Here is a 23,068-nt window from a genome sequence, read left to right on the forward strand (position 1 = left end):
GGCTTTTACCTCAAAAGCCGGCATTTTATTAGGATATTCGCCCCACTTCCCTTCCTCACTCTTTTATTGCTGATCAGGACTGGTTAAAATAGCCAAAATTGCGTATTAACTGGATTAAACATGGCAAAACTAACCCTTCAAGAACAAATGCTAAAAGCTGGCTTGGTTAACGAGAAAAAACTCAAGAAAGCGAAAAAAGGCTCTAAAAAATCCCGCGTTCAGGCACGCGAAGTCAAAGCGGCCGTTGAAGAGAGCAAACGCCAGCAGTTAGAACGAGATAAAGCGTTGAGCGAACAACAGAATGCTGAACGTTTGAGTAAAGAGATCAAAGCGCAAATCAATCAACTGATCGAAATGAACAAAGTTGATTTGAAAGATGGCGACATCAAATACAACTTTACCGACGGCACTCTGGTGAAATCACTCTACGTTGATTCTCTGATTCGTGAACAGTTGATCAAAGGTATTCTGGCTATTGCGATTGTAGGCGAGAGCTATGTGGTTATCCCTCGTGGCGTGGCAAACAAAATTGCGCAGCGTGACGAATCTGTGATTATCGATCAAAAAGAACCTGAAGCCGACATTCCTGCAGAAGATGACCCATATGCAGAGTTCGTCGTTCCTGATGATTTGATGTGGTAATTCACCAACACCTAAAAACGAAAGGCAGCGAAATTCGCTGCCTTTTTTTGTTTCTTTCTATTGTTATCTTGCTTTCAAGTTAATTAGAAACACAAGTTTTCGATAATGTCGTCATCAACTTGGTTCGCTAACGTCACCTTAAGCTTCGGTGTTCTTTCCATTTCACGTTGAATCGCAAAATTAGCTTCTTTGTTACGTGCCCAGCTACGACGTGCGATACCGTTGTTAACATCGAACAAAAGCATAGACTTCAATCGGCGCTCAGCGCTGTCACTGCCGTCAAGCAACATACCAAAGCCACCGTTGATCACTTCACCCCAGCCTACACCGCCGCCGTTATGGATAGAAACCCAAGTCGCGCCACGGAAACCATCCCCGATTACGTTGTGAATCGCCATGTCAGCAGTAAAGCGGCTGCCATCGTAGATGTTCGACGTTTCACGAAACGGTGAGTCAGTACCACTTACATCGTGGTGGTCACGACCAAGAACCACAGGACCGATTTCGCCGCGATTGATCGCATCGTTAAACGCTTTCGCGATTTCCATACGACCTTGCGCATCCGCGTAAAGAATACGGGCTTGTGAGCCTACAACCAGTTTGTTCTGTTTCGCATCTTTGATCCAAGTAATGTTGTCTTGCATCTGTTGCTGAATTTCTTCTGGTGACTCTTCCATGATCTTGCTTAGCACTTCCGCAGCAATTTCATCGGTTCTGTCCAGATCTTCTGGTTTACCTGAAGTACAAACCCAACGGAATGGACCAAAACCGTAGTCAAAACACATAGGACCAAGAATGTCCTGCACGTATGATGGGTATTTAAAGTCGATGCCGTTTTCAGCCATCACATCGCCACCAGCGCGAGAAGCTTCAAGCAAGAAGGCATTACCGTAGTCAAAGAAGTAAGTACCACGAGCTGTGTGTTTGTTTACCGCATCAGCATGACGCTTGAGAGTCTCTTGTACTTTTACCTTGAACACTTCAGGCTCTTCACGGATTAGACGGTTAGACTCTTCGTAGCTGATATCAACCGGGTAGTAACCGCCTGACCAAGGGTTGTGTAGTGACGTCTGGTCCGAACCCAGATGTACAAAGATTTCCTTCTCGTAGAAAGCTTCCCATACATCAACCACGTTACCGATAAAGGCAATCGACACCACTTCTTCATTAGCCTGAGCTTTGCGAACACGCTCAACCAGTGCGTCCATGTTATCAACTAGCTCATCAACCCAACCTTGTTCGTGACGCTTAATCGCCGCTTTCGGGTTCACTTCTGCACACACAGTAATACAGTTTGCGATGTTACCTGCTTTAGGCTGCGCACCGCTCATACCGCCAAGACCAGCAGTCAGGAAGATCTTACCTTGTGGGCTTTGACCTTTTTCCAAAACCTTACGGAACGCGTTCATTACCGTGATTGTGGTGCCATGTACGATACCTTGTGGACCGATGTACATGAACGAGCCAGCCGTCATCTGACCGTATTGAGTCACGCCTAATGCGTTGAATTTTTCCCAGTCATCTGGCTTCGAGTAGTTCGGGATCATCATGCCGTTAGTCACAACAACGCGCGGTGCCTCTTCAGACGACGGGAACAGCCCCATAGGGTGACCAGAGTACAAGTGCAACGTCTGGTCGCTTTCCATCTCACTTAGGTATTTCATGGTCAGCAGATATTGCGCCCAGTTCTGGAATACCGCGCCGTTACCACCGTAAGTGATAAGCTCTTCTGGGTGCTGTGCTACTGCAGGATCTAAGTTGTTGTCGATCATCAGCATGATGGCCGCTGCCTGCTCACACTTGGCTGGATAATCTGAAATAGAGCGCGCTTTCATGTTGTAGCTTGGCTTGAAGCGGTACATGTAAATACGACCGAAATCTTTCAGCTCTTGAGCAAACTCCGCTGCCAGTTCCTGATGCCACTCTTTCGGGAAGTAACGCAATGCATTACGAATAGCGAGCTGCTTTTCTTCTGGGCTCAGAATGTCTTTACGCTTTGGCGCGCGGTTTACGCCTTCCGGATAAGGCTTTGCTTCCGGCAGTGTACTAGGGATACCTTGCTTAATCTGGTCTTGAAAATTTAATACTGTTTCCATTTTGTGAGTCTCCCTTAGTTCACGTTAAATGCTTGTGTTTTAACCAGTGTGATCATCGCATCGATATCAGGCTTAAGCAGGCGGTCTTCTTCTAGCTTGGCAACTTTCTCACGAATAATCTGGAAGTTTTCTTCAATCAGATCTGAACATTTGTGCGGACGTCTGAACTCTATCGCCTGTGCAGCGTACATCAGCTCAATGCCAAAAATCTTTTCCAAATTACCTAAGATTTGGTTCAGTTTTCGACCCGAAATACTACCCATAGAAACGTGATCTTCCTGACCCATTGAAGTCGGCACGCTGTCAGCAGACGGTGGGAAACAGAGTGATTTGTTTTCAGTAACCAGTGCAGCTGTCGCGTATTGCGGAATCATCATGCCCGAGTTAAGACCACCAGATGAGGTCAACAGACGCGGCAGACCGTGCAAGCCCTCAAGAAGCAGGTAACAACGACGGTCTGCAATATTGCCCAGCTCCGCAGCTGCGATTGAAGCGTAATCCAATACCATCGCCAGAGGTTGACCATGGAAGCTACCACCTGAAATTGCTTCTTCAGAACTGATAACGATCGGGTTATCAGTCACAGAGTTCATTTCGATTTCAGCCAGCTCTTTTAAGTGGTTAAAGGCGTTGCGAGAAGCACCGTGTACCTGTGGAATACAACGCAATGAATATGGGTCTTGCACGCGAACACAATCAGCATGAGAAGCCATGTTCTCAGAACCTTCGAAGAAACGGCGCATACGCGCTGCCACTTCAATGTTACCTGCGAACGCACGCGTTAGGTGAAGCTCTTCTCTGAATGGCGAGCCACTGCCTTGCATGCCCTCAATGCTCATCGCGCCAGCCAAATCAGCCAGATCCAGCAGATAACGCATTTTTGTTAGCGCGGTAATCGCATGTGACAAGATGAACTGTGTGCCGTTGATCAGTGCCAAACCTTCTTTAGCATGCAGCTCAAGAGGCTCTAGGCCGTTTTCACGAAGCGCTTCCGCTGCAGGAACAATGCGGTCTCCCTGCCAGAATTCGCCTTCACCAATCAATGGTAAAAACAGGTGAGAAAGAGGCGCTAAGTCGCCTGATGCGCCAACTGAGCCTTGCTCCGGTACAACTGGGATAAGGTCTAGTTCGATAAACGCCAACATACGCTGAACCACTTCTAGGCGAATGCCCGAGTAGCCCTGACTTAACGCATGTACCTTAGTAATCAGCATCAGTTTTGAGATTGGTTTAGCAATTGGCTCACCAACACCAACCGCATGAGTAATCAGGAGGTTTTTTTGTAGTAGATGCGTTTCTTCAGGTGAGATTTGCGTATCACATAGAGGACCGAAACCAGTATTGATGCCGTACACCGCCTTATCAGATGCAGCGATGATGTCTACATTACGACGACTTGCATTGATCTTATCCAGCGCTTCTTCACACAGTTCCGCTTTGATGCTGCCGTCAGCAATTCCATTTACGATATCTAGGTTTAGTCGGTCTACACCATATCTAAACGTCATTTTGTTCTCCTAACATACGATATTTTGCTATCACGTTACTTATGGACCTATGCTAGCTTGCTCTGGATGTTTTATAAAAGCATAATGTTCGTAGTTCATTCCGATTTTATCGAACTAACAAGCCAACATAAAAAGAGGTCACTCCATGCAGGTTCAAGATGTCGATTTACGTATGCTGAGGATATTCGTCGCTATCGTCGAATGCGGTGGTTTATCAGCTGCAGAATCCCGCCTAAACATTGGGCGTTCAACCATTAGCTCACATTTGTCTGATTTGGAGTTGCGTCTTGGACTTAAGCTGTGTAAACGTGGCCGAAGCGGTTTTGAGGTGACAGAGGCGGGGCATGTGACTTATCAGGCATCGCTGGAGTTACTTCAGCAGTGTGAAGCTTTTGCTGCGACCGTCGCAAGTTCGAAAAACGAACTCTCGGGTCGAGCAACGATTGCCATGATTGACACCTTAGTCAACGATCCGCGCTGCCGCGTGTCAGAGGTAGTGTCGTCATTAAAAAGCCGAAGCAACAACTTACAGTTCGACATTAACGTCTGTGAAGCACGCGAAGTTGAAACGTCCGTAGCCAATGGCCGCTCGCTGGTCGGGATCGGCGTCAGTCGCCACCAATTAAGGGGACTGGATTACTATCCGCTGCACAATGAAACCAACTATTTGTATTGCGGTAAAGGCCACCCGCTGTTCGACTGTAAGCCTTCTGAAATCAAGATTCTTTTACAACAAGCAGAAGTGATCACCAGTAACTATATGCGAGATAAGGAAACTCGCAACGATGCACTGAATTACCAAAACAGCGCTACCGCCTATCACGATGAGGGAATTGCTCATCTCATTTTATCCGGCGCGTTTATCGGTTACCTGCCCGAGCACTACGCCAGCAATTGGGTCGACAAGGGGTTGTTCAAGCCTATCCTGCCGGAAAAGTACACCTATCAAATTCCGGTCATGCTGATCACGTTAAAAAACAACTCGGCTTCACCATTGGCTAAAGCGCTGATTTCAGAAATAAAGCGCTGTCACGGCGCTAACTGATAATCAGGCATAGATAGGCTAAAAAGCGATTAGAGGTTACGAATATGTCCATCCTCGCGAACCATATGCTCTAAATCACATATTTATTACTATAATTGAAGCAATTTGATTAGCGAGCTCTTAGTTATCATGTCAGATAAAATTACGGTTTGGATTGGCGTATGCTCGTCAATCATCACCATTATTCTTAGCGTCATGAATTTCAATCTAAATGCTGAAATGCAAGAAATTGACGCCTATGTCAAAAAGGTGGAAGCAGACTTAAAACAAAAGACCTTTGAGCTAGAGAAATCCAAAGAAAATACATCGCGGTATGAATTTATTAATAAACTCATGCCTGATTTACTGGTTGATGATGAAAAGCATGTTGTTCTTACCACTAATCTGATTGCTTTGGTTCTCGATGAATCCGAAACCGAGCAGCTGTTTAACGGCCTCGCGAGTTCAACAGAAGAGAATGTAAGCAGTGTAGGTAAAATTGGCATCGCAACCATCACAAGCGTCCAGAAAAACAAATCGAAATATCAATCGGCAATTGAATATGAGGCAAAAGCTTTTGACGCTTTAGTGAGTGAAGACTTTGCAAATGCAATAAACTACCTCGATTTGGCCGAAGAGGTGTATCCCTCTTTTCATCAAGTCTATGAAATTAAAACACTCCTACAGGAAAACGTAGCAAATTTGCATGACGAAAATACAAAAGCAGCGGTTCTGAAAAAAATCGTGTTCGAACTCAGCTGGAAAGCCCCTCAACCACAGCTCAGTCAACTAAAGGAAATGGTAGAGTGAATAGTGGAATAAATCAGTATATTCGACTCACAAGCGACTCTGTCTCATGCCCCTTAAAATCAATTCAACCAAGAACGCCTAAGCGTTTTCAAAGCCTTCTATTGATTGATAAATAGCCCGCCTTCGTTCATCAAGCTTTTGGTATCAAAGTCGCTTTAAAACTGAAGGCTCTCCAAACCCTAAAATAACCGGTGCAGTCATTCAATGAGAGAAAGCACCCCAAGAGCTATCATGGTTTGATGATGACGATCTTATTTACTTGTAAATAAAACGTTAAAAAGTAATTGTGACTTCAAGGTGTTTTCTTATATAAACGGTTAATACAACCTAAGTGTCATTACGCTGAATCATGCAATTCTTTCGTTTTGGGCAAGGAGACCACGAATGCTTTGGATTGTTATAAAGTACCTTACCACCGCGGCTGTTGTCGTTTTGATTTCTGAAGTCGCAAAACGAAGCGATAAATTAGGTGCTTTAGTTGCGGCTTTACCGACAGTCACAATCTTAGCTTTGATCTGGATGTACATTGAGGGACAGGGAAGCCACAAACTCTCTAATCATGCGTTTTATACTTTCTGGTATGTACTACCAACGTTACCCATGTTTCTGCTCTTTCCTTACTTGTTGGCTAAATACTCTTTTTGGGTCACATTGCTAATAAGCTGCTTAGTATCCATTGTTTGCTTTGGCCTTACTCATATGTTGGTAAAGCAGTTTGGGATCAACTTGTTGTAAAGCTTGAGCAAAACAGCGTGACTCATACCATCCGAAACACTAGGCAGTAAAAAGCCCACCGAAGTGGGCTAAATATCTAATGCCAAACTGTTTACTGAGATAAAAGCTCTTCAATCAGCTGACATGTATATTGCAAGTTTCCTTGCTCAACGACATTAGCGAGCCCTTTTCTCGGCTCATCAACAGTGCCTGGACCATGACCATCACCCGAAGGATCCGCTGAATGACCTCCCTGATCAAAATTTTGCTCTTTGATCATTTCCATGGTCAAGGTTCCCCAGTTGCATTCTATGGTCATAGATTGGATCGGTGGGCCCGCATAAGTAAACGATGCAAATAGGGTTGCGAGTCCAGCAAAAAGCACAGGTATACATACTTTAGATATTTTCATAATCTCCTCCGTTATTTTTACCTGTCTAGATGGCACGTGTACCGCCTTTCACCATCGTTTTATACTGTAGCCCACATCTCTGATACGTTCCTGAATAGCCCTTTTTTGAACCAAAAACTGACAAACAAAAGATATTCGCCATGCGTTTGAACTACACTTTTCATGGAGCAAAACTAGTCGATAGATTGCGACAAAAGCACATGGTTTAACGTTGGGCATAAGGTTCGAAGAAGGAGATAAATAACATGGCACAATACAAAGTTGGCTACTTCGTCGGTAGTTTGTCTTCAAACTCAATTAACAGAATGTTAGCCAAAGCACTGGCGCGTTTGGCACCGCCGGAACTTGAATTAGTAGAGATCCCAATCAAAGATTTGCCCCTTTATAGTCCCGATTATGATGCCGACTTTCCTCAAGTAGCACGAGATTTCAAGCAAGCTATCGCCGATGTCGATGGTGTTCTGTTTGTGACTCCAGAGTATAACCGTTCAATACCAGGGGCGTTGAAAAACGCTATAGACTGGGCGAGTCGTCCATGGGGACACAACTCATTTACAGCCAAACCTTCAGGTGTAATCGGTACGTCTCCCGGTTCGATCGGGACTGCCTTAGCGCAACAAAGTCTGCGCAGCGTATTGTGTTTTTGTAACTCCCCGCTGATGAATACGGTCGAAGCTTACGTGCAATTTAAGCCGGGACTCATTACTGAAGATGGCGTGGTGACCGATGAGAGTACAGCAGAATTCCTGAGTAACTACATGGTTGAGTTACATGCCTTCATCGTCCGTGTACTCACGGTACTTCCAAGAAAATCGTAAAAGACATAGCTGCACTCAATCTTTGGGGATAGCTAACACAGAGCAGAATAAAAAATGGCGGCGCTGATACTATATATGAAATAACTCAGTACGCTGCCATTTTTACGCGAATGCGACCACGACTACCCTGTCACTCTGAGGCCCCTTAACACCATATCAACGACAAACTCCTGCGCTTTTTCAAATTCTTCTGTCGACAGGGGGCCACCTTTAATCAGCCTGATTTCGGTATCAAAGTCGGCGTAAAATTGGGTCGCTCCCCAGATCAAAAACAACAAGTGCAAAGGCTCGACCGGACGAATCAATCCCTTATCGATCCAGGATTGAATAATCGTTGCTTTGCCTGCCGCCCAGTTCACCATTGGGAACTGAATGGAATCCGCAATAATCGGCGCACCTTGAATGATCTCTTGTGCGAAGATTTTCGATTCTTTTGGGTGTGTGCGGCTGTATTGCATCTTACCGACGATGTAATTTCTTAGCACTACCTCTGGCGGTAGCATGGCGGCTTGTTCCGAAAAACCGTCATTCCATAGCGTGAGAATGTCTTTCAATAACGCCTTATAGATGCCAGTTTTTGACTTGAAGTAGTACAGCAGGTTCGCTTTTGGTAGGTTCACTCTGTCTGCAATAGCCTGAACAGAGGTGCCTTTGTAGCCATGCTTAACGAACTCATCTGCCGCAGCTTGTAAGATTAGCTCTTCATTACGCCGTCTGATCTCACCGACATTCGCTCGTTTCGTTTGCCCTGCTTCTACCGTCAAGTTGACTCCTTATCTTTCGACTTTTTGCCTTCACCAATCGTAGTAAATCGCTGTTCAGCATCGCTGGCTAAAATACTCATTGGCCTCTTTACACTCATAAACCTATCTACAAAGTTCTTTACAAAATACGCGCCAACCCAGAGAGCGCTCAGCGAACCGCTGATATCGGGGTTACGAATTACTCAGCAAACAAGACCTGCATCAAATGAGTGCAATGTATACAAGAGTTAGCACCAAAATTGTACACAATCCAGTCGCCTCATCAGTTCCCCCCAAATTATTGGGGTTTTCTGGCACGCATATTATGCTTGATATATAAGCCTTCAAGCTAAAAGTGGAAAGTTATTTTTAAAAATACGACCAATTGGTCAGGTTTTTGCTTTAGTACTCATACCAACTGGCTAATACCAACCAGTCGGCCAGTTATGCAAAGACGAAACAAATAACAGATTCATCCTTAGCTTGTGCTTTCGCCAAGACTGCGCGAGCTATTTGGGGCTCTTGAGTTGACCACATGGACAGGTTTTTAACAATAATGAATAGAGGAAGTTATGTTAGAGCTCATGATTAATAATGATGTCGTCAAAGTGGCATCAGCAAAAGCAGACACCATGCTTTTGAACTACTTGCGTGAACAAAAACACATGACAGGCTCTAAAGAAGGGTGTGCCAGTGGTGATTGTGGCGCTTGTACGGTAGTCGTTGTTGATACTGATGACGCAGATAAACTGAGTTATCGACAAATCAACGCCTGCATCACGCCGATTCATGCTCTGCACGGTAAACAGATCATTACCGTCGAGCACCTAAAACAAAACAACCAACTTCATCCTGTGCAGCAAGCGGTTGTCGATCATCACGGCTCTCAATGTGGCTTTTGTACGCCGGGAATTGTGATGTCTCTCTATGCGCTGTCAAAGCAAGAAGTCGCGCCTCACAACCCAACCCATTATCTCTCTGGCAACCTGTGCCGATGCACGGGTTACGGTCCATTGATTGAAGCCGCAAACTCGATTGCGGCATGCCATATAGATGATCCGCTTAGCGTTCATGAAGCTAACGTAAAAACATGGATGGCCTCAGTTGCAGACACAAATGAGCCGAACTATGCGCGACCAAAGAACCGTCAGCAACTCGCTCAGGCAATCAAAGAGATGCCAGAGGCAAAAATGATCGCAGGCGGCACGGATTTATCATTAGAGGTGACTCAGCAACACAAACCTCTGGCGCAACTGATCGACTTATCCCACGTCGATGACTTACTGACAATCACAGAAACTTCGGCAGGCTGGCGCATTGGTGCGGCAGTTCCGATGACGCAGGTTCATGAATTCATTAAACAGCATTTCCCAACCGCTGATGAAGTGATTGAGCGCTTGGGTAGTTTGACTATTCGCCACAGAGCAACGCTTGGAGGCAGTCTCGGCCACGCTTCACCAATTGGCGATATTGCCCCACTACTTATCAGCTTGCATGGTCTGATTGAATTAGATGATGGCGAAGACAAAGTGTTACTGGCGCCGGAAGAATACATTACGGGTTACCGTCAGACAGCGCTTCAGCCTAACCAGTGGATCAGCGCGATTCACTTACCACAGCTGGCTAAAAACGAACGCCACGCTATCTATAAGGTCAGCAAACGCTACGAAGATGACATCGCGACAGTCACATTGGGACTGAACATGGCGTTTGCCGCTAACCAATGCGTCACCAACTGTATCATCTCGGCTGGCGGAGTAGCCGCAAAATCGGTACGCCTTAGCCAGTTAGAAGCGCTATTTATTGGTAAGCCATTGTCGCTTTCTGTCGTTCAGCAAGCTCAGGAAATGGTACCTCAGGTGATTCAGCCACTGAGTGATGTGCGAGGCAGTAATACTTATCGAGTCAAGTTGGTTCAGAACCTGCTTAAACGTTTTTATTTGGAGTCTCAGAGCATTGAGACAAGGTTGGTGCAAGATGCGTAAGTTAACTCAGGTTGAATCGGGGCAAACCATACTCCCTGAATCCCAACAAGTCGTAGGGAAATCTTACAAGCACGAAAGTGCCGATAAGCAGGTCAGCGGTGAAGCGCTCTATGTTGATGATTACGCTACTCCCGCTGGATGCGTACATGCGGCTGTTGTGACCAGCACCATCGCCAAAGGTCAGATTACTCAGCTCGACTTATCGGAGGTTGAGCGCGCTGAAGGTGTCGTTAAAGTACTGACAGAGACCTCGATTCCCGGAGAAAAGGACATTGGTACCATTTTCAAAGGCGATCCCTTACTGGCGATAAATAACGAGATTAAGTACTTCGGACAGCCTATTGCCCTCATTCTGGCGACCACACATGAGCTAGCATGGAAAGCCGCAAACCTGGCGAAAGTGGAGTACACCGAAACGGGCGATCTGGCGCTGACGTATCCAAAAGCCGCATCACAAGATCCCCTCTTGCCTACTCACCAGATGGGTAAAAAAGTCGAACAACAAGTTTTTGACCAAGCGCCGGTTTATATTCACGGCGATATCCATGTCGGTGGTCAGGAACACTTCTATTTGGAAGGTCAGGTAAGTCTTGCAGAATTAACCGAAGATGGTGGCATATTCTTGCGTTCTTCTACTCAAAACCCGTCTGAAGTTCAGAAGTTGGTCGCTGAAGTATTAGACATTGATTTTAACCGAGTCACAGTTGATATGCGTCGTATGGGCGGAGGCTTTGGTGGTAAAGAAAGTCAGGCGGCTCAATGGGCGTGTCTGGCAGCGCTTGGGGCACACCATACAAAACGAGCAGTAAAAATGCGTCTTCCTCGCTCACTCGATATGACGGTCACTGGTAAGCGTCATCCTTTCTACAACCGTTACCAGCTTGCGGCAGACGCTCAAGGCCAAATCATCGCCGCAAACATCGAAGTAAACGGTTTATGTGGTCACTCGCCTGACCTCTCCGACGCAATTGTCGATCGTGCCATGTTCCATGCCGATAACGCTTACTCACTCGGCCAGGCATGTGTGGTTGGCAACAGGCTCAAAACCGATATGGTTTCCCACACTGCATTCCGTGGTTTTGGTGGACCTCAGGGCATGATCGTGATTGAAAAAGCGATGCAGGATTTAGCGCTTCAAGTCGGCCAGGATGCGCTCGACGTTCGCTACAAAAATCTATATCGCGATGGAGCACAAATCACACCGTATGGTATGGAAGTCGAACAGCATGACGCAATGTTGGATATCATGCGACAGCTTGAGAAGCAAAGTGACTACCGCGCTCGCCGCGAGGCAATTAGTCAGTGGAACCAAAGTAACCCAGTGCTGAAAAAAGGTCTGGCTTTAACTCCGCTTAAATTTGGGATTGCGTTTACGGCAACACACCTTAACCAAGCGGGTGCTCTGATCCATGTTTACACCGATGGGACACTTCAGGTATCACACGGCGGGACAGAAATGGGCCAAGGACTGCATACGAAGATTCAGCAGATTGTTGCTCAGTCTTTCGGTATTGATATTAACAAGGTGCTTGTCACATCAACCCGCACAGATAAAGTGCCAAATACCTCGCCAACAGCGGCGTCTTCTGGTGCCGATCTTAACGGTATGGCGGCGCACAATGCAGCGATGGAAATCAAACAACGCTTACTTGATTTCGCTTGTGAACATTATCAAGTCGAAGAGGCAGACATTGTCAACGGTGAGCTTGTCGGTATTGAATCATCACCGAAATACCAACAACCCGTCAGTTGGGCAGAGTTAGTTCAGTTGGCGTATATGAACCGTATTTCGCTCTCTGCAAGCGGATTCTACCAAACACCAAAAATTGGTTATGACCGAAGTACCGCAACGGGTCGTCCGTTCTTTTATTTTGCCCTTGGAGCCTCGTGTTCAGAAGTCACGATCGACACTCTAACTGGCGAAATGCGCGTTGAAAAAGTCGACATTCTTCATGATGTGGGTAACAGCCTGAATCCGGCGATTGATAAAGGACAAATTGAAGGTGCATTCATTCAGGGCATGGGCTGGCTAACCACAGAGGAATTGGTTTGGGGTGAGAATGGTCACCTGCTAAGCAACAGCCCGATGAATTACAAGATCCCGACCATCGGTGACTACCCGAAACAAATGCATGTTGATCTGTACGATCAGGCCAATCCGGAATACAGCATTTACCGTTCCAAAGCCGTTGGTGAGCCGCCATTCATGCACGCGAACAGTGTCTGGTGCGCAATTTACGATGCAGTAGCCTCAATCAGTCAACATCAATGCGCTCCAGCACTACACGCGCCAGCAACAGGTGAAGAAATCCTTAACGCTTGCGAGCATCAGCAACAGTGGCTTGAAGAGCAATCAATGCAGGAGGAATCCTATGTCGTCGAACAATGATGCCTACCTGTCGAACCCGGGCATGAACTGGTTAGCCGCCTGCCAGCAACTTGAGCAACAAGGTCAGGCTTACTGTATTGCAACGGTTCTGGCTTATGTTGGATCAGTGCCGCGATCCAGTGGCGCGAAGATGGTTATCTCTGCTCAAGGCCAATTCGACACGCTCGGCGGCGGCAACCTCGAATACCAGGTGATCGCCAAAGCGCGTGAAAACCTAGAGCTTCAACACGCTGAACCAATTATCGAACGCTTTGCCCTGTCTGCGGATCTTGGACAATGCTGTGGCGGAGCGGTGCAAGTGATGTTCGAGTTTTTCCAGACACAAACGCCACAGGTTGCAATATTTGGTGCCGGACATGTTTGTCAGGCACTCACTAGCATCCTCAGTGGATTACCTTGTCATGTAAAAGTCATCGACAGTCGCCCTGAATGGCTGTCGCCTTTATCGCAAAAAGGAATAGAGACGTCGCTACATGCCAATCCGGTCGATGCGATTGAAACACTAAAAGACAACACATTTGTGTTGATCATGACGCAAGACCACGCGCTTGATTTTGAGCTGACTCAGCAAGCGCTAGAAAGCAAGCGCTTTGCGTATGTGGGCTTAATTGGCTCACAAGGTAAAAGCCAACGTTTCAGGTTCCGCCTTAAAGAACAGCTGAGCAACGTCAACTTGCTCGATCAGCTCACCTGCCCGATTGGGAATCCAGACATCACGGGCAAATTACCAATGGAAGTGGCGGTCTCAGTATCAGCCCAATTGATGGAACGGTTTAAGCAACATCAAGCTAACAAACAACATAATGAAATGCAGCCCGATGTAAAACAACAGAACGAAGAACAATGGCAACAAGCCAATCTCGCACGCAAAAATATCAGGGAAAATCATCAATGAGTACAGTAAACCTTGCCTTGAGCTTAAGTGATGAACAGCTGGAAAGAATTTGCACCAGCCAACGTTGGCAGCAAGAAATGAAAATCCGCATGCCGTTTGACTCAATAGATTCTTTACTTCGTAGCGCAGAGATTGCCTTTACCAAGTTAAAAGAAAACGACTGGCTGGAAGCATTTGCAGGTCACCCGATGATTGGTGATCTCAATAGCCTGAAAAAGAAGTACTCACAAGGCAAAGACCTCAGCGAAAAAGAGCAAAAGAACGTTAAACAGGCTTCTACCGATGTGTTGCAAGAACTGCTTACGCTCAATCGAAAATACCACGACAAATTTGGATTCATTTTTATCGTGTGTGCCACCAACAAGACTGCAGAAGAGATGCTCAGCCTACTCAAAGGCAGAATCAATCGTTCGAGGGATGAAGAGCTACATCAAGCAGCACTAGAACAACAAAAAATCAGCAAAATCAGAATGGAAGCCTTGTTATGAAACAACTCAGTTGCCACGTGTTAGATACCGCAAACGGAAAGCCCGCAGCTGGTATTCAAGTTCAGTTATTTAGCCTCAACGACCAAATGTGTCTCGCGGAGGCCACCACCGATCAAGATGGTCGCGCCAAGTTCCCAGAGCTAATCTTGGAAAAACAGGGTTATACGCTACGCTTTCTTGTCGCACCTTATTGTGATGCGCAGTTTGGTAGCGCTTTCTTTCCTCTTATAGACGTAAATTTCAACGTCTATGACGAGGGTAACTACCACATTCCTCTTCTCCTATCCCCATTCTCTTATTCGAGCTACCGAGGAAGTTAGAGGGCAACGCCCCAAAGAGAAGAGATGATTGTTCTTCAGTGAGGCAGTTGGGCAAATCCCCCTCTCAAAGAACAATCTTTAACGAACGCATGTTCAAGGAATCAAAATTTAAAAAGGAATATTACGATGTGGCCGCAACTGTATGAATGGCTAGCGCTGTTTATCAAATGGTTTCATGTGATCTGTGGCGTCGCATGGATTGGAGCAAGCTTTTACTTCACATGGCTGGATAATAACTTAGAGACACCGCCAAAATGGAAAAAAGATAAAGGCATCAAAGGCGACCTATGGGCAGTACATGGTGGTGGATTTTACGAAGTCGCCAAGTATCAGGTAGGTCCGGAAAAAATCCCGGAAAAACTGCACTGGTTTAAATGGGAAGCCTACGCCACCTGGTTAACTGGCTCTGCGTTGATGATTTGGATGTACTACTTCAACGCCCAAGCGTATCTGATTGACCCTCGTGTCATGGAGCTAACTTCTCTGCAAGCAGTCGGGGTTGGCGTTGGTGGCATTCTACTGGGCGTGGTGGTTTATGAAGCATTAATGCGTTCACCTTTGAGCCGTAACACTGCGCTGTTCAGTACGGCACTACTCGCGTTTGGTGCGCTGTTTTTCTACGGCTTTACCCAACTGTTCAGCGGAAGAGGTGCGTTTATTCATATGGGTGCGCTCATTGGCTCGATTATGGTCAATAACGTCTTCCACAAAATCATTCCTGGCCAACGTAAAATGGTGGCGCAAGTTACCGCAGGGGAAACCGTGGACCCCGCTCCAGGCTTAGAAGGAAAGCGCCGCTCTATTCACAACAACTACTTCACTCTGCCAGTAATCTTCTTGATGATCAGCAATCACTATCCAATGATCTATCAACATCCACTCAACTGGCTGATTGGCTTTTTCGTTATGGTCATCAGCGCGTATATTCGCCATTACTTTAACCTCAAACATATCGGGCAAAATAGACCAAGCGTTCTGTTAAGCGGAGCCTGTGCCATGATGGTTCTGGCAGTGTTAGTGAGCTGGCAGTCGACTTCTCGCAACGCGACACAACCTACCGTCGCCAATGCAGACAGCCCACATGCAGCAGTAGCGACTGAGGTATCATTGACTGAAGAACAGAAGATCGCAAAACAGATCATCAGTGAGCGCTGTAGCCAGTGTCATAGCTCTACACCAACGGATGATGTATTCAAGGTCGCGCCAAGCGGTGCCGTTTTTGATAGCTGGCAAGATATCGAACGCTGGAAAGCAAGAATTCTGGTTCGCTCGGTTGAAAGTGCTGATATGCCATTTTTGAATAAAACCAAGATGACTGACGAAGAGCGACAACGCCTGAAAGAAGTGTTGAATTAACCTCTCTGCTCACTCGCTATTGAAGCCACCTGAAATCCAGGTGGTTTTTTTTATGGTAAATTTTTTAAGGTAATTTCAATCGATTAAGTGTGTGTAAAACAAAAAAGTGACGGGTTGTACATGCACTAAATTGAGCATTATTGCACCAATACGAAACAATATTCTCGGTCAACTTAACAAGGTTTTCTCCTAACCCACTGGAATAACTTGACTAACCAGTCAGGAAGTTTGTGGCACAAAGATTGCTCAGATGTATTCATAAAATAGTACACAATAATGAATACAAGGAAGTCAGTATGTCTCAACAGGAAACCCACGACCTCATATATGGGTTAGAAGACAAGCCCAAAGCCGGCGCAGCACTTTACGCAGGGCTACAACATGTACTTGCGAGTTTTGTCGGTATCATTACTCCAACTCTCATCATCGGCGGCGTGCTTGGACTCGGCGAGCACGTTCCTTATCTCATCAGTATGGCGTTAATCGTGTCAGGGATTGGCACCTTTATACAGGCGCGCCGTATCGGCCCAATTGGCGCGGGGTTAGTCTGCGTTCAGGGCACCAGTTTCGCGTTTCTGAGTTCTGTCTTGGCGGCAGGCTTCATCGTTAAATCACAAGGTGGTGGCCCAGAAGATATTCTGGCAATGATCTTCGGGGTGTGTTTTGTCGGTGCCTTCGTCGAAATCATCCTTTCTCAGTTTATCAGCAAACTTAAACGTATTATCACACCTGTCGTGGCGGGTATCGTGGTAACAACGATAGGTATATCTTTGATTAAAGTCGGAATGACCGACCTTGCGGGCGGGTTCAACGCGCCTGATTTTGGTTCGTGGAACAACCTTGTTTTGGGGACAGTGGTTTTAACCACCATCATCGTCTTAAATCGCTCTAAAAACCTAATGGTAAGATTGTCGTCCATCTTGATCGGTATGGTTATTGGCTATGTTCTGGCAGCCTTTATGGGCATGGTCAACTTAGAAGGGGCGTTTAATCAGCCTTTAGTCAGCGTCCCTGTTCCATTCAAATTCGGGTTTGATTTTGATTGGTTTGCATTTGTCCCAATCGCTGTTATTTACGCCATCACTGCCATCGAGTCAGCAGGCGATATTACGGCGAACTGCATTATCACCAAGCAACCAGTATCTGGCCCACAATACCTTAAACGAATTAAAGCTGGGATACTTGGCGATGGCGTAAACTCGCTGATTGCTGCGGTATTTAATACGTTCCCGAACACCACCTTCAGCCAGAACAACAGTGTTATTCATCTGACTGGGATTGCAAGCCGCTATGTGGGCTACTTTATCGCACTTATTTTGGTGGCTCTCGGATTGTTTCCTCTCATCGGTGCCATTCTGACTACCATCCCTAAACCGGTTATCGGCGGCGCAACTTTAGTCATGTTTGGTACCGTTGCAGCAGCAGGTATTAAGATCATTGCGAATGAAGAGTTAGATCGCCGAAACCTAATGATACTCGCCGTTTCATTTGGTATTGGTTTTGGCGTAATGCTTGTTCCTGAAATTCTGGAAGGTATGCCAAAAATCATGCAGAGCGTTTTCGGCTCTCCAGTAACTACCAGCGGTATTGCAGCGATTGTAATGACGTTAGTGTTACCCGAAGCATCAAACGAAGGTGCGCAGGAGGCAAACCCAAAAAAATCGCAAAAAACGCTTTCTAAACCAGCATTGGAAAAGTAACAAGGCTCAAGCCAACCAAAGACTAAACCACAACGGCCACTCCGATGATAACTCACGGGGTGGCCTTTTATGATCTTACTGAGCTATTTGGCTATTTGGCTATTTGAAACATAATCCATTACAACATTTCCGCATCAAAACGCGCCGTGCGAGCTTGAGCGATTGTACAATTGGTTTCTGCCATTAACTCAGCCAGAGTGACGTTAGGGTTCTCCACCACTAAACGAATCAACTTGGCTTCCAACGGCTCTAATTTATCCTGATGAGCCTCGAGTCCGACTTCCATCTTGTTGATCACAAAACACAGCGCCTCTGACTCTTCTGCTTTGAGATGATCAAGAAAGGTTTTCAAATCCAATGCCTCACCAGAAACCTGCCAGTTTCTGGAACGTCGGACACGCTTCAACTCACACCCCTTCTCCATCGCAATCATTTTGGCCCGCTTAGCGTGCTCGCCACCAATACGGTGAATCAGCGAAGGCAATGGGATGGTGAGCTTGTTTGAATGCATAGAAGGCGTCATATCATCAGAAATAGACACACATTTTAAACTTAGCTTGCTGATTTTTCATCTTTTCGCCACACAGAGAATGAAATGTCGTTAACGCATTGAGTTAATAAAAAGGCCTACCTTGCTAAACAAAGTAGGCCTTGTTGATTTGATGGAATGAATCTATCAGTAATTAAAGCTCTTCGCCGTAGATGTCGAAGGAGAAGTATTTCGCAGCAATCTTGTCGTAAGTACCATTTGCACGAATGGTTTTGATCGCTTGGTTAAACTTCTCAGCCAATTCTTTATCATTCTTACGCAGTGCTAGTGCCGTACCTTCACCAATGTAGGCTTTATCCGTTACAGCTTCGCCAACAAACTCATGACCTTTGCCAATGTCTTTGTCTAAAAACGCCAGCGCAAGTTGGTCTGAGTTACCAAAAGTCGCATCCAAACGGCCATTTGCCATATCCAGATACACTTCGTCCTGACCTGAATAACGTTTGATGGTCGCAACCGAGCCAAATTTATCCGTCACGTACATATCGTGAATCGTACCGCTTTGAACGCCAATTACTTTATCTTTTAAACCAGCTTCACTGATCTCAATGTTGTTGTCTGCTTTAGCAACAAAGCGAGCTGGCGTTTGGTAATACTTGTCGGTAAACAGTACGCGTTTTTTACGATCGTCAGTAATACGCATTGAAGCCATGATCACGTCTGATTTTCGCGCAAGCAGGCTCGGGATCAGAGAATCCCATCCTTGTGACACCCAAGTACACTCAAGCTTCGCTTCTGCACACAAGGCGTCTGCGATTTCGATATCAAAACCAACCGGCGTACCACTAGCATCCTTGTAATTGAATGGTGGGTACGTAAAGTCAGAAGCCAGACGAACTTCCTTTGCCATCAAAGGAGTCGATAGTAGTGCGGCGGTGCAAGCTAACGCGCTCAGAATTTTTTTCATGTGTAATGTCCTTATTATATTTCGATTGATGGTGTCACTAGATTGGTGTAGTTACAAATAGTTTCCGCCACTTCCTGCATGCTCTTTTCCGAACCGATCGTGATTCGAACACAGTTTTGCAGACTAGGCTCATGAGTCTGGTTACGCGTTACGATGCCTTGCTCTCGTAAGTATTCAAAAAGATTCATATCCGGCTTAGTGCGAATCAATACAAAGTTAGTCGCCGACGGGTAAATTGTTTCAATCCAGTCAAGACCTTCAATACGTGCAATAAAACGTTGACGAGATTCAATCAGGGTATGGGTATGAGCCGCTACTTTCTCTAGCCCTTCAGCACTTAACGCTTGGAGAACGATTTCTGCTGAGCTGTCTGGCATCGGGTACGGGGGAATCAGCTTGTAGACAAAATCCATAACCGACTGCTGAGCGATAATAAACCCGCATCTTACCGCGGCCAAACCGAAAGCTTTAGACAAAGTGCGAATCACAACCAGGTTTGGATAACGGTCAATTAGCTCAACGACACTTTGGTCAAGTTCAAATTCGATATAAGCCTCATCAACAACCACAATGGCGCTTTGCTGTGTCTGCTCTAACACGTCAACAATCTTTTGGGAGCTCAACAACTGACCCGTAGGGTTGTTTGGGGAGCATAAGAATACCAGATTCGCCTTCTCTGCTGCTTGAACCACACTCTCAACGTCGAGATCAAAGTTCGGCAAAAGCAGTGGAGAGTCGATAACATCAATCGCCAATGATTCAGCACAAAACTCGTACATCGCATAAGTCGGACTGCATATCGCGATGCTGTCTTTACCTGGCTGACAGAAGGTACGAATGAGCAAATCAATTGCTTCGTCCGCACCACGTACTGCCAGTGTTGGCTGTGACGTTGAGCAGTAAGCCTGGTATGCAGATGCAATATCATGAGGCAAAAAATCCGGATAGCGATGCAGTGGAGACTGGTGCTCTTTGTACAGCAGCGGCTCTTCCAACTCGTTCGCATTAAGCCACAATCTCCCAGCACCGCCAATGCGTCTTGCAGACTGATATGGTATTAACTTTTTTATGCTCTCAGGAGCTAACTTCTCAGCTAATGACATTATATTTATCACCCCAATGTGAATACTTAATCAATATTTGGCATTCAATCTGTATTTAATTTCTTTATTGGTAATAAATTAGTCAAGAATCGCTTTCGGTTAAATCGAATTAAAGGCATACTAGCCATGCAAAAAAATCATGGATAGATGACATGCAAACTAGACTCCCTTCGACAAAAAACCTGCAAGCGTTTTTAGCCACAGCGCAACATCTGAATTTCACTCACGCTGCAGAAGCGCTTAACATGACTCAAGGCGCGATCAGCCGCCAAATCCAGTCAATCGAGAGTCTGATGGGTGTTGCATTGTTTTATCGTCAGGCACGAGGACTGGCCCTGACTCCAGAAGGCGCAAAGTTTATCCCTCTCGCAGAAGAAATCATTCATCGCTTACAAATGTCGATTCGTGAAGTGGTGGATAGTGCAAACCGAATCAAGTTGAACGCACCAAGCTGTATTACCACATGGCTTTTAGGTCACATCGCCAATTTTCAGCAAGCTTATCCTGATGTGAATGTCGAACTGACCTCAACCACAAAGCATCAGGCGATACCCAACTTCGATAGTTTTGACTTAGTCATCTCGTACGGAAAACCCATCCGCAATAAGACCATTGAACAAGTACTATTGTTCGACGAGCTTCTGGCTCCAGTATGTGCGCCACAGTTGTGGGAAAAGATGGCATTGTCTGTTTCAGAAGAAACAATAGATGAGCTAAACCTGCTCAAACGTTGTACTTGGCTTCATGCGAATACGGAGCAGTCAGACTGGTCGATGTGGCTGGCGTCGCGAGGATATCGCAATGTTCAGGGCAAAGGTAACCAGACTTTTGCCACACTTGATCAGGCGGTAAATGCAGCCCAACAAGGCTTTGGCATGGCGATTGGTGACATTACTCTGGCAGAGCAAGACTTAAAATCAAAGCGCTTAATACAGCCGTTCGACAGCTATGTCGCTTCTGGAAATGGTTATCACCTGCTCAATCCAAAACACGAACGCAATTCGATGGTAGGCAAACTGGTCAGTTGGTTGGCGGAGCAAAGCGAAAGTAATCGTGACCAAAACTAGCTAGTGTCAAATTAAGACAGCCATTTTGTAGGGGAGTTTGGTTGGTAATAAACATGAATATATAAGGGATGTGATAATGATGCGGAAGCCGGTGATACTTACGCACCACAATCACCATAAGAACTCGATTTAGTTCTTTATAATATTACTGATTCTGTTTAAAGAAACGTTCAGCACTGGCAAAAAGAGATTCGCAGAGGTTTTTCTGCTTGTTGTACTCATCAGAACCTGCGTCCATTGATTCTAGGACTTCTTGGGCACTATGGTATTCTTTAACCATTTGCTCAAACTTCGCTTCATAGCCGCTTTTCTTATATTTTCTTGGCGATTTATCTTGTCTTTTTCGCATTCTTGTTCCTGTTTGAACATATTTATCAAAAGTATATTAAACATGCAGTCTATATTTTATATATCCGCTTGCATTGGCTTAAATAAACCTGGTTCAACATACTACTTTAGTACTCATTAACGATGAGAAATAAGCATTTCAAGCAATGAAAAGTTATCTAAACGATCATAACATTTGGGGCTGAAAGACCTTTCAGGTCATGTTCATTTCTGAATGCTAGTTTGTGATCTTCTGATAGATACTTAAACATTCTGACGCTATTTTTTAACCCTCGTTAATAGTTGAAAGCAAAACTGAGACTATTTAATGGAAGATAAAGAATAAGTTGCTATGGGAGTTGTATAACGATATGACTCGAAAGAAAACTGAGAAGAGACTCGAACTATATGTTTCATCAATAGCTCACGTTTCGGAGCTGTACTCACTATACACTCATTACAATAAATAGATAGATATTTTCCATTTTCCTCAGTAGAACAGAGGCTGTCTCTACGCCTCTTATGGTTTTGCAAGAAGGAAGTAACACTGAAATATCATTAAAAATCATATATTTATAAAACAAATTACGCACCTAATTTAAAATCACAGCCTATGACTACTTTACTGGTGCTCCTGCAATGAAGCCTGCACAAACTATAGCTTGACCACTGTATTGCATTTTCTATTGCAAAAAACGAAAGCTTGAAGAACAAGGAAAAATTAAAAAGCTAGCCTTTATCAATTTTATCGGTATACTGCACGTCAGCTCTTAAGAAAAGAGCTATTTAATTATTTTAAGATCAAATTTCTCTCAGTTCCTCATCGATTTCCTCGTTTACGTTCCTGCGACAAAGTATTTATCTCTAAATCATCTAATAGCACTTATTAGCTAATAAACTTAATATTAAAACTATACAAATATAGAGGTATCTATGTCTAATCAATCAACTGGTTCAGTAAAGTGGTTCAACGAAACTAAAGGCTTTGGTTTTATTTCTCCTGAAAATGGTGGTGAAGACTTGTTTGTTCATTTTCAATCAATTGTCTCAACTGGTTTCAAAACACTATCTGAAGGCCAAAAAGTCTCGTATGTTGTCGAGCAAGGCAAAAAAGGCCTACAAGCTGGCGAAGTTACTGTAATGTAATTCGTTATATGGCATCGATGTTCATCGGTGCCTCTTCTCTCCTCTTTATATCATCGCAAGTCTTTCAC

At 45.3% G+C, this 23,068-nt stretch carries 22 protein-coding genes; 14 read left to right on the top strand and 8 right to left on the bottom strand.

Annotated elements, in window-relative coordinates; all coding sequences use genetic code 11:
- The first annotated feature begins 120 nt into the window (after window positions 1-120).
- Window positions 121-642, top strand: a complete 522-nt coding sequence (locus VER99_RS17200; RefSeq protein ID WP_014233705.1) for a DUF2058 domain-containing protein — start codon at window positions 121-123, stop codon at window positions 640-642.
- An 83-nt stretch (window positions 643-725) separates the two neighbouring features.
- Here the strand turns inward: VER99_RS17200 and VER99_RS17205 are convergent, their stop codons facing one another.
- Together VER99_RS17205 and hutH are read right to left on the bottom strand one after the other, a co-directional pair.
- Window positions 726-2,738, bottom strand: coding sequence for a urocanate hydratase (locus tag VER99_RS17205; protein WP_020334090.1), 2,013 nt, complete (start codon window positions 2,736-2,738; stop codon window positions 726-728).
- A gap of 14 nt (window positions 2,739-2,752) precedes the next feature.
- Window positions 2,753-4,246 (bottom strand): histidine ammonia-lyase, encoded by a 1,494-nt coding sequence (gene hutH / locus VER99_RS17210; RefSeq protein ID WP_020334089.1) that lies wholly within the window; start codon window positions 4,244-4,246, stop codon window positions 2,753-2,755.
- Between the two features lie 172 nt (window positions 4,247-4,418).
- On the opposite strand from hutH, the gene VER99_RS17215 reads away from it, so the two are divergent.
- The 3 genes from VER99_RS17215 (at window position 4,419) to VER99_RS17225 (ending at window position 6,815) form a co-directional block, all read left to right on the top strand.
- Window positions 4,419-5,291: a LysR family transcriptional regulator gene (locus VER99_RS17215; RefSeq protein WP_236614655.1), complete on the top strand. Its 873-nt coding sequence runs from the start codon at window positions 4,419-4,421 to the stop codon at window positions 5,289-5,291.
- 129 nt (window positions 5,292-5,420) lie between these two features.
- The gene (locus VER99_RS17220; protein ID WP_020334087.1) at window positions 5,421-6,080 is read left to right on the top strand and encodes a hypothetical protein; all 660 of its coding nucleotides are present in this window, start codon (window positions 5,421-5,423) and stop codon (window positions 6,078-6,080) included.
- 384 nt (window positions 6,081-6,464) lie between these two features.
- Window positions 6,465-6,815: a DUF3147 family protein gene (locus VER99_RS17225; RefSeq protein WP_014233686.1), complete on the top strand. Its 351-nt coding sequence runs from the start codon at window positions 6,465-6,467 to the stop codon at window positions 6,813-6,815.
- A 91-nt stretch (window positions 6,816-6,906) separates the two neighbouring features.
- On the opposite strand, the gene VER99_RS17230 is transcribed toward VER99_RS17225, so the two are convergent.
- Window positions 6,907-7,206, bottom strand: coding sequence for a hypothetical protein (locus tag VER99_RS17230; RefSeq protein ID WP_020334086.1), 300 nt, complete (start codon window positions 7,204-7,206; stop codon window positions 6,907-6,909).
- 245 nt (window positions 7,207-7,451) lie between these two features.
- Between VER99_RS17230 and VER99_RS17235 the strand changes: the two genes are divergently transcribed.
- Window positions 7,452-8,024, top strand: a complete 573-nt coding sequence (locus tag VER99_RS17235) for an NADPH-dependent FMN reductase (protein ID WP_014233684.1) — start codon at window positions 7,452-7,454, stop codon at window positions 8,022-8,024.
- A gap of 122 nt (window positions 8,025-8,146) precedes the next feature.
- On the opposite strand, the gene VER99_RS17240 is transcribed toward VER99_RS17235, so the two are convergent.
- Entirely contained in the window at window positions 8,147-8,788 is a 642-nt protein-coding gene (locus tag VER99_RS17240) for a TetR/AcrR family transcriptional regulator (RefSeq protein WP_014233683.1), read from the bottom strand.
- 551 nt (window positions 8,789-9,339) lie between these two features.
- On the opposite strand from VER99_RS17240, the gene xdhA reads away from it, so the two are divergent.
- From xdhA to VER99_RS17275, 7 genes are all read left to right on the top strand, one after another.
- On the top strand, window positions 9,340-10,752 hold the full coding sequence (gene xdhA / locus VER99_RS17245) for a xanthine dehydrogenase small subunit (RefSeq protein ID WP_020334085.1): 1,413 nt from the start codon (window positions 9,340-9,342) through the stop codon (window positions 10,750-10,752).
- A complete protein-coding gene (xdhB, locus tag VER99_RS17250; RefSeq protein WP_020334084.1) occupies window positions 10,745-13,141 on the top strand; it encodes a xanthine dehydrogenase molybdopterin binding subunit in 2,397 nt (798 codons plus the stop codon). The genes xdhA and xdhB overlap by 8 nt, the downstream gene beginning before the upstream one ends.
- Window positions 13,125-14,036 (top strand): xanthine dehydrogenase accessory protein XdhC, encoded by a 912-nt coding sequence (gene xdhC, locus VER99_RS17255; protein WP_020334083.1) that lies wholly within the window; start codon window positions 13,125-13,127, stop codon window positions 14,034-14,036. Before xdhB ends, xdhC begins: the two co-directional genes overlap by 17 nt.
- Window positions 14,033-14,524 (top strand): 2-oxo-4-hydroxy-4-carboxy-5-ureidoimidazoline decarboxylase, encoded by a 492-nt coding sequence (locus VER99_RS17260; RefSeq protein ID WP_020334080.1) that lies wholly within the window; start codon window positions 14,033-14,035, stop codon window positions 14,522-14,524. The genes xdhC and VER99_RS17260 overlap by 4 nt, the downstream gene beginning before the upstream one ends.
- Window positions 14,521-14,844, top strand: coding sequence for a hydroxyisourate hydrolase (uraH, locus tag VER99_RS17265; protein WP_020334079.1), 324 nt, complete (start codon window positions 14,521-14,523; stop codon window positions 14,842-14,844). Before VER99_RS17260 ends, uraH begins: the two co-directional genes overlap by 4 nt.
- A gap of 126 nt (window positions 14,845-14,970) precedes the next feature.
- Window positions 14,971-16,200: a urate hydroxylase PuuD gene (locus VER99_RS17270; protein WP_020334078.1), complete on the top strand. Its 1,230-nt coding sequence runs from the start codon at window positions 14,971-14,973 to the stop codon at window positions 16,198-16,200.
- A gap of 296 nt (window positions 16,201-16,496) precedes the next feature.
- On the top strand, window positions 16,497-17,900 hold the full coding sequence (locus VER99_RS17275; RefSeq protein WP_020334077.1) for a uracil-xanthine permease family protein: 1,404 nt from the start codon (window positions 16,497-16,499) through the stop codon (window positions 17,898-17,900).
- A gap of 118 nt (window positions 17,901-18,018) precedes the next feature.
- Here the strand turns inward: VER99_RS17275 and VER99_RS17280 are convergent, their stop codons facing one another.
- The 3 genes from VER99_RS17280 to hisC all read right to left on the bottom strand — a co-directional run bounded on the left by VER99_RS17280 (window position 18,019) and on the right by hisC (window position 20,463).
- Window positions 18,019-18,411 (bottom strand): ribosome recycling factor family protein, encoded by a 393-nt coding sequence (locus VER99_RS17280; RefSeq protein WP_024373007.1) that lies wholly within the window; start codon window positions 18,409-18,411, stop codon window positions 18,019-18,021.
- A gap of 172 nt (window positions 18,412-18,583) precedes the next feature.
- Window positions 18,584-19,357 (bottom strand): ABC transporter substrate-binding protein, encoded by a 774-nt coding sequence (locus tag VER99_RS17285; RefSeq protein ID WP_014233674.1) that lies wholly within the window; start codon window positions 19,355-19,357, stop codon window positions 18,584-18,586.
- Between the two features lie 14 nt (window positions 19,358-19,371).
- The gene (gene hisC, locus VER99_RS17290; RefSeq protein ID WP_024373008.1) at window positions 19,372-20,463 is read right to left on the bottom strand and encodes a histidinol-phosphate transaminase; all 1,092 of its coding nucleotides are present in this window, start codon (window positions 20,461-20,463) and stop codon (window positions 19,372-19,374) included.
- Between the two features lie 149 nt (window positions 20,464-20,612).
- Here hisC and VER99_RS17295 point away from each other — a divergent pair, with 149 nt between their 5' ends.
- Window positions 20,613-21,527 (top strand): LysR family transcriptional regulator, encoded by a 915-nt coding sequence (locus VER99_RS17295; RefSeq protein WP_014233672.1) that lies wholly within the window; start codon window positions 20,613-20,615, stop codon window positions 21,525-21,527.
- 145 nt (window positions 21,528-21,672) lie between these two features.
- On the opposite strand, the gene VER99_RS17300 is transcribed toward VER99_RS17295, so the two are convergent.
- A complete protein-coding gene (locus VER99_RS17300) occupies window positions 21,673-21,876 on the bottom strand; it encodes a hypothetical protein (RefSeq protein ID WP_020334074.1) in 204 nt (67 codons plus the stop codon).
- 911 nt (window positions 21,877-22,787) lie between these two features.
- Between VER99_RS17300 and VER99_RS17305 the strand changes: the two genes are divergently transcribed.
- Window positions 22,788-23,000: a cold-shock protein gene (locus VER99_RS17305; protein ID WP_020334073.1), complete on the top strand. Its 213-nt coding sequence runs from the start codon at window positions 22,788-22,790 to the stop codon at window positions 22,998-23,000.
- Window positions 23,001-23,068 lie beyond the last annotated feature (68 nt).

Source organism: Vibrio natriegens NBRC 15636 = ATCC 14048 = DSM 759 (assembly GCF_035621455.1).
GTDB lineage: Bacteria > Pseudomonadota > Gammaproteobacteria > Enterobacterales > Vibrionaceae > Vibrio > Vibrio natriegens.